This window comes from Moorena sp. SIO1F2 (assembly GCF_010672755.1).
Classification (GTDB): domain Bacteria; phylum Cyanobacteriota; class Cyanobacteriia; order Cyanobacteriales; family Coleofasciculaceae; genus Moorena.
Genome location: NZ_JAAHFV010000373.1, coordinates 1 through 6,082, shown reverse-complemented (window position 1 = coordinate 6,082; position 6,082 = coordinate 1). Strand labels below are relative to the sequence as shown.

At 43.9% G+C, this 6,082-nt stretch carries 6 protein-coding genes and 1 pseudogene; 3 read left to right on the top strand and 4 right to left on the bottom strand.

The window, feature by feature from the left end; translation table 11 throughout:
• Positions 1 to 106: 106 nt before the first annotated feature.
• The 3 genes from F6J94_RS28565 to F6J94_RS28555 form a co-directional block, all read right to left on the bottom strand.
• Positions 107 to 754, bottom strand: a complete 648-nt coding sequence (locus F6J94_RS28565) for an AAA-like domain-containing protein (protein ID WP_293046623.1) — start codon at positions 752 to 754, stop codon at positions 107 to 109.
• Positions 755 to 842: 88 nt separating this feature from the next.
• A complete protein-coding gene (locus F6J94_RS28560) occupies positions 843 to 1,178 on the bottom strand; it encodes a XisI protein (protein WP_293046621.1) in 336 nt (111 codons plus the stop codon).
• Positions 1,166 to 1,582: an element excision factor XisH family protein gene (locus F6J94_RS28555; protein WP_293046619.1), complete on the bottom strand. Its 417-nt coding sequence runs from the start codon at positions 1,580 to 1,582 to the stop codon at positions 1,166 to 1,168. Before F6J94_RS28555 ends, F6J94_RS28560 begins: the two co-directional genes overlap by 13 nt.
• A 308-nt stretch (positions 1,583 to 1,890) precedes the next feature.
• On the opposite strand from F6J94_RS28555, the gene F6J94_RS28550 reads away from it, so the two are divergent.
• From F6J94_RS28550 to F6J94_RS28540, 3 genes are all read left to right on the top strand, one after another.
• The gene (locus F6J94_RS28550; protein ID WP_293046617.1) at positions 1,891 to 2,046 is read left to right on the top strand and encodes a hypothetical protein; all 156 of its coding nucleotides are present in this window, start codon (positions 1,891 to 1,893) and stop codon (positions 2,044 to 2,046) included.
• A 562-nt stretch (positions 2,047 to 2,608) separates the two neighbouring features.
• Positions 2,609 to 4,510 carry an iron uptake porin gene (locus F6J94_RS28545; protein ID WP_293046615.1) on the top strand — a complete coding sequence of 634 codons (1,902 nt, stop codon included), beginning with the start codon at positions 2,609 to 2,611 and terminating at the stop codon, positions 4,508 to 4,510.
• Between the two features lie 625 nt (positions 4,511 to 5,135).
• On the top strand, positions 5,136 to 5,525 hold the full coding sequence (locus F6J94_RS28540) for a CVNH domain-containing protein (protein WP_293046613.1): 390 nt from the start codon (positions 5,136 to 5,138) through the stop codon (positions 5,523 to 5,525).
• Between the two features lie 267 nt (positions 5,526 to 5,792).
• On the opposite strand, the pseudogene F6J94_RS28535 reads toward F6J94_RS28540, so the two are convergent.
• Positions 5,793 to 6,082, bottom strand: a pseudogene (locus tag F6J94_RS28535) (photosystem II q(b) protein); the annotation flags it as partial.

Sequence of the window (6,082 nt, the reverse complement as noted above, 5' to 3'; positions counted from 1 at the left end):
AAAGGGGTGGATTTTCACCACCATCCGAAGGACAGTTATAACTTTTGGGGTTTTATCCCCGCGAGTTACCTAGGTCATACCCCTCCCGCACGAGGGAGGCTCCTACCTAGAACAAGCCGCACTTCTCAAAGTATTCCGTACAATCCACCTTAGCGGTGGAAAAGTCTTCATCCCAATAGTCTCTTAACCGATTCGGTATCTTCAAGGTTTGGCCAACACTGATACAAAACCACTTGAACAATCGATCGACATCGGTCAAGTCATTGCTATGGGCTAAGTGGAAATTTACATACGCCTTTCGGTAGCCCTTCTCCGCAAACTGATCCAACATTCTCACCATGAGCAATGTCTTCCCCATCAGCCTCGGGGCTTTAATCCTGACCAACGCACCGGGACCTAAAAGGGCTTGATAACAAGACTGTTCAATGGGAGGACGTTGGACATAAATCAATGAAGAGTCTTCTTCAGGGCAGTGTGTGATCACTACCTCTGAGTTTACTGTCCCATGGGCTGACGTATCATTGCCAGTATTTTCGTCAAAGAATGCTATGGCGTTCCAGTCTTGCCCCAGTTTTTCACTAATTTCTTTGAAATTCAGGTTATCTACAGCTTTCCCATTGAGATAATTATTGACGGTTGATAGAGATATCAATAACTCGTCAGCTAAATCTTTCTGGCGAGGGAAACCGTTGCGTTGAACGGCTAGTTTGACCTGGTCAATATACTCTGGGCGAACTCTCAGTGAGCGTGGCATGGTCTAGGTTAGATGAGCTACTCAAACTATAACGCTCTTGCCTAGGGACTTAGCCCAACTCAGGTACAACTCAGGCATAACTCACCTTTCATCCTACTGCAAATTCTGTCAACTTACGTGCGTTGGGGTCATGATAACCGATGACAATTTCTGACTTAGGTACTCCTAATTCTACGAGCTCATTGGCTACACCCACCTCAGTACCATCATGTTGAATCCAGATTTTTCCTCCTTTAATATCAATATGGATCAACGAACCACAAACTCGGCGGTCACCTTCCCAGCCAACTGTTACTAGTAAGTAATGATCATCGTTGTGGTCAAAAACTGTAAATTGTTCAATCTCACCATAAGAAGGTACAAACTGGTTATGTCGAGCTAACACCTGCTGAATCCATTGCCGATACTGGTTCAATCGTTCCACTGTACAACTACCTCCTCGTCTGGGTCAAAAACTACTAGTTTTACCTTGTACTCTTTTACGCTTAACTGTCCTAGCTCCTCAAGAAAAAAGTTGCGATATACTTTACTCGGTACGGCTAGAAAAAGTACTCTACCTGGCTCTTTTACCTTTAAAACAACGCGATAATTCAGAAATTGTCCGAGTGCCGTGTGAAATTCTGAGGTAGTAGAAGGTGCTAAAAAACTCTTGACCTCTACAGCAATTCGCCTCTGATCTTTTTGAGCAGCAATTAAACGTTCTGCTCCTAAGTCTACCTCAAGACGACCAGATGATAGTTCTAGAATTAGAGGGTCATGAGTAATAGTCCAACCGTCCTTGTTGAGAGCTGTTTTGACTACTTCATGGTAAAAGTCCTTAGCGGCCATAAAAGTGCATGATTATAAGAGGTTAGTAATTTTATATATAGCTAATGTTGGTGCTATATTATCGTAAATAAAAATGAGATTTTACCATATTATGCTCAGAAAATTTGGGGCTGATAAATGTCATTACTTAGCTCTCCACTTAATCGCTCGCTCAAAAAAAGTGGTACACTCTAAGTATACTAGCCAAACTATATTCAATTTTTATATTGACCAAAAATCAGAGGGCGTAAGCCCTCTTTGCTTGTGAGTTAGCCCAATTCAAGTACAACTCACGCATAACTCACTTCCGCCTGTTTCTCTATTCCCTGTTGCTAGCTTGCCTATTCCCGGTTCCCTTGGCTAATGCGATCGCATTGGCAATGGCCACGCCAGTTACTCCCCAAACCCAGACCCCACACCTGAGTCTGTTTCCCGATTACCGATTACCGATTCCCGATTCCCGTTCCCCTCCTGGGAGGGGTTAGGGGTGGGTTCCGATTCCCGATTCCCGATTCCCCAATTTGATAATTGTTTATTGTTACTTATAATAGTATTAATTAAAATAAATTTTTATAATATATCAAAAATTTGGATTACAGCGGTTAAACCCGATTTAATATCGGATTTTATTGTCATAATTACATCGATACTATGCTCTAATCCCATAAAGCCAAAATTTTTTGTATTAAAAAATACAAACAAAACCTCCATCCAAGGTAATTCTTAAATCGGTAAAGTTAATCGTCTCTTAAACTATCCCTTGATCAAAAACTGATCAAAAAGGGCTCAAATGAGACTAAGTCAGGACAAATGACCATGACGGGATCGGGAGATGAGCAGAAGAACTACCAGAATTCTGAAGCTGGTATTTCCTGATCTGTTATCTCTGTGTGCCATATTGTCATCAATTTGTCATGAATTAGTAACACACCTGAGAAGAGACGGTAGTCCTGTTGACTTTATCCAGAGGTGCGACCCGTGGCGAATTTAATAATTAGATGCGGAAAGCGCACCTATCAAAACCCTGATTGAGTGTGAGGAAACCCTGTGAACAGATCAAAAAATTTGTGGCTCTCTGTGCTAAAGTCGCCCACCTTGTTTGTTGGGGCAACCCTATTGATTTCATCCTCAGCAGTAGCAGCAACTGAGGAAGCTTTGCCAGAAGAGACAATCTCTCAAGAATCCGCTGTCAACCCTAGCACTACAGTAGAAGCCCTGACGGTAGAAGCACTCCCTGACGTCACCTCCCTAACTCAGTCTGTTCTTCCCTCTGATCTACCATTAGTGGCTGATGCCTCTACTGGGCATACGGTTGATATCAGTAATTCCAATAGTGATTCTGCTATAGAATCAGTTACCTCATACGGTGATGGGGAAACTGCAGAAGATGACTTGATGGGACCGGTGACTGGTGTTTCTCAACTAAATGGAGAGATTGTAGAAGATGACTCCATGGAACAAGTCACTAATGTGTCTCAACTCAGAGATGTTTCCCCTGGAGATTGGGCTTATGAAGCATTACGCTCTTTGGTAGAACGCTACGGCTGTATTGCTGGTTATCCTAATGCTACCTTCCGAGGTAACCGAGCCTTGACTCGCTACGAATTTGCTGCTGGTTTGAATTCCTGTTTGAACCAGATTGAGCGTTTACTGGGGGGCGTTACTGGAGATTTTATCACCCGTGAGGACTTAGAAGGTCTGCAACGGTTAATACAGGAGTTTGAAACAGAACTGGCTACCCTAGGGGCACGAGTAGATAACCTAGAAGGACGAGTAGCGTTCTTAGAAGACCATCAGTTTTCCACCACCACTAAACTCAAGGGTGAGGTGATCTTTGCTCTAGCTGATGCCTTTGGAGGGGATGCTGATGATGTTCAGACCGTTTTTCACAACCGGACTCGTCTCAACTTCTTAACCAGTTTTACCGGTAAGGACATGCTCCAAACCCGTCTCCAGGCTGGGGATGCCCCAACTTTGATCACAGGGGCTGGTGGTGAACTGGCCGGAACTCAAGAAGGTCGCTTTACCTACGATGGACCGAGCGGTAATGACGTTATTATTGATATCTTGCGCTATAAGTTCCCCCTAGGGGATAAAGTAACGGTTCAACTGTTGGCTAACCGAGCACTGCATCACTATTACGTCGATACCGTTAACCCTTTCTTTGAAGGTCGTGCTGGTGGTTCCAATGCTATTACCCGTTTTGCTGAACGTAATCCCATCTATCGGATTGGGCCATTCGGTGCTGGGGCTGCTCTTGCCATCAAGCCCATCAAGGATGTTCGGATTGATTTAGGTTACATCTCCAACACCGCTAGCAATCCTCAAGAAGGCCAGGGTCTATTCAATGGCAACTTTTCTGCGATCGCTCAGTTGGTCTATGGTAGTGATTTCAAAGTTGGATTCACCTACATTCGGGGTTACGAAAATAATGCTGATGGACGACCCCGTTTAATCCTAGGGGGTACTGGCACGGCCCTGGCTAATCTCAATCCAGCAGCCTTGGGGAATGCTACCAGTTTAGACAGGGTTAACTTTGATACAGCAAGAGTGGAAAGTAACTCTTTCGGTGTTGAAACCTCTTTGAGACTTACCCCCAACATCGTACTCAATGGCTGGGCAGGCTACACCGATGCTGAGTTGATTGGCTTGGGTGATGCGGAAATTTGGAACTTTGCTGCTGGTATCGCTTTTCCCGATTTGGGCAAAAAAGGTAATCTGGCGGGAATTTTTGGTGGTGCGGCACCAACCCTCAGAGGACTGGATTTAGATGATGGCAACAGTAACTTTGACAATGATTTTGCCTACCAGGTTTCAGCGTTCTATAAGTATAAACTCAACAACAACATCTCCGTTACTCCTGGTGTAGTTTGGCTTTTGAATCCTAACCAAAGTTCTGACAATGATGACGTGGTGATCGGTACCCTCAGAACCACTTTCACCTTTTAAACTTTAGGCTCGACGTCCGGCGCTCGACCCACCTATGGTTGGTGAGCGTCGGTATCAAAGCTTTTAGGGAAATTTGGCTGGAAATTTTACTAGGAAAATTTTATTACCGAGCAAGCCTCCTCACCACTGTCATCCGTTTGCTTACAAGAAGTGGGACCCCAAAACCTCCATAGCCTCACTATCGGTAGCGATCCCTTGAAGGCGCTAGCCCTTCAGGCTAATCGCGAAGCGGGACCCCAAACCATCCATGCCATCGCCACTGACCAATTCATGTTTTGAGAAATTTGTCAATTTGTAAAATATAATACAAATTCGTTCCTTTCACCCCTTTGGGATTCCCTGTTGAACCCTAGCCTACACAAAGGGGGAGGCCAAAGCGTGCATCTCATCGCCACTGACCAATTCATGTTTTGAGCAGTTTGTCAATTAGTAAATTTTGATACAAATTTGCAGGATTATAAGCACTTTTCGATCTAGATAGTGAAGTATTGACCACCCAGAAATTTTTAACTAGATTTGATTTGTAAGCCTAAATCAGGGTTACCTGACACCATGCGGCAGATTTATTAACACGCTGCAATGGTTTTTAGATGCTAGTTAGTTTCCATTTTTGGAGTTAATGATCATGAAAGGTCTTTTGAAGACAATTGCTTGTTTTCTGTTTACCGTGGCAATCTCCTTTGGTGTATTGGCCAATAATGCTTTTGCAGGTGACTTTAGCCGCAGTTGCTCTGTTCCCCATGTTAGTGATTCTGAGTTATGCGCTTATTGTTACACGGCCAATCATGATTTAAACTACACTTGTATTGACCTGAACCCTTACATTGAAAATCTTGATGGTAATCTTGTCTGGCAACCTTACAACTTCATTGAGACTTGCCAGGATACTTACATCTCCGGTGAAAGTATCATGAATGCTAAGTGCCAGAAACGTAATGGAGACTTGAATGAGACCAGCATTGATCTAGATGAGCACATTGCCAACGATGATGGCAATCTCGTATACGAGCCATAGATAGAATTTATTGAATTCTGTCTGGTGAGCATCCCTACCAAATAGTGGCTAGCTGTGCTCAATCAAAACTCAACAATTAGTTGAATTAGTAATGGGTGAAACTGCCAATTTTGGTCGGTTTCACCCATTACTAATTAAGTTGATAGCAACTCAAGTAGCGTGCGCCTAGCCCATTAGCTGATAGCTGATAGCTTACTATCAAACAAAAAAGCGCTCCCCATATGGAGAGCGCTTTTTATTAACTTAGCGTATTAAACCAAGTTGAAATTAACCGTTGATGACTGGAGCAGTCAAAGCAACAGGAGTAGCTTCAGCCGCAGCTAGGTCTAGAGGGAAGTTGTGAGCGTTACGCTCGTGCATTACCTCGAAACCTAGGTTAGCGCGGTTAAGTACATCAGCCCAGGTGTTGATCACGTGACCTTGTGAGTCAATGATGCTCTGGTTGAAGTTGAAGCCATTCAGGTTAAATGCCATGGTGCTGATGCCCAGTGCAGTAAACCAGATGCCGATTACAGGCCATGCACCCAAGAAGAAGTGCAAGGAACGGCTGTTGTTGA

Excerpts from the sequence above, each read along its gene's own strand:
- F6J94_RS28565 (WP_293046623.1), bottom strand. The coding sequence starts at position 754 with ATGCCACGCTCACTGAGAGTTCGCCCAGAGTATATTGACCAGGTCAAA.
- F6J94_RS28555 (WP_293046619.1), bottom strand. The coding sequence starts at position 1,582 with ATGGCCGCTAAGGACTTTTACCATGAAGTAGTCAAAACAGCTCTCAAC.
- F6J94_RS28540 (WP_293046613.1), top strand. The coding sequence starts at position 5,136 with ATGAAAGGTCTTTTGAAGACAATTGCTTGTTTTCTGTTTACCGTGGCA.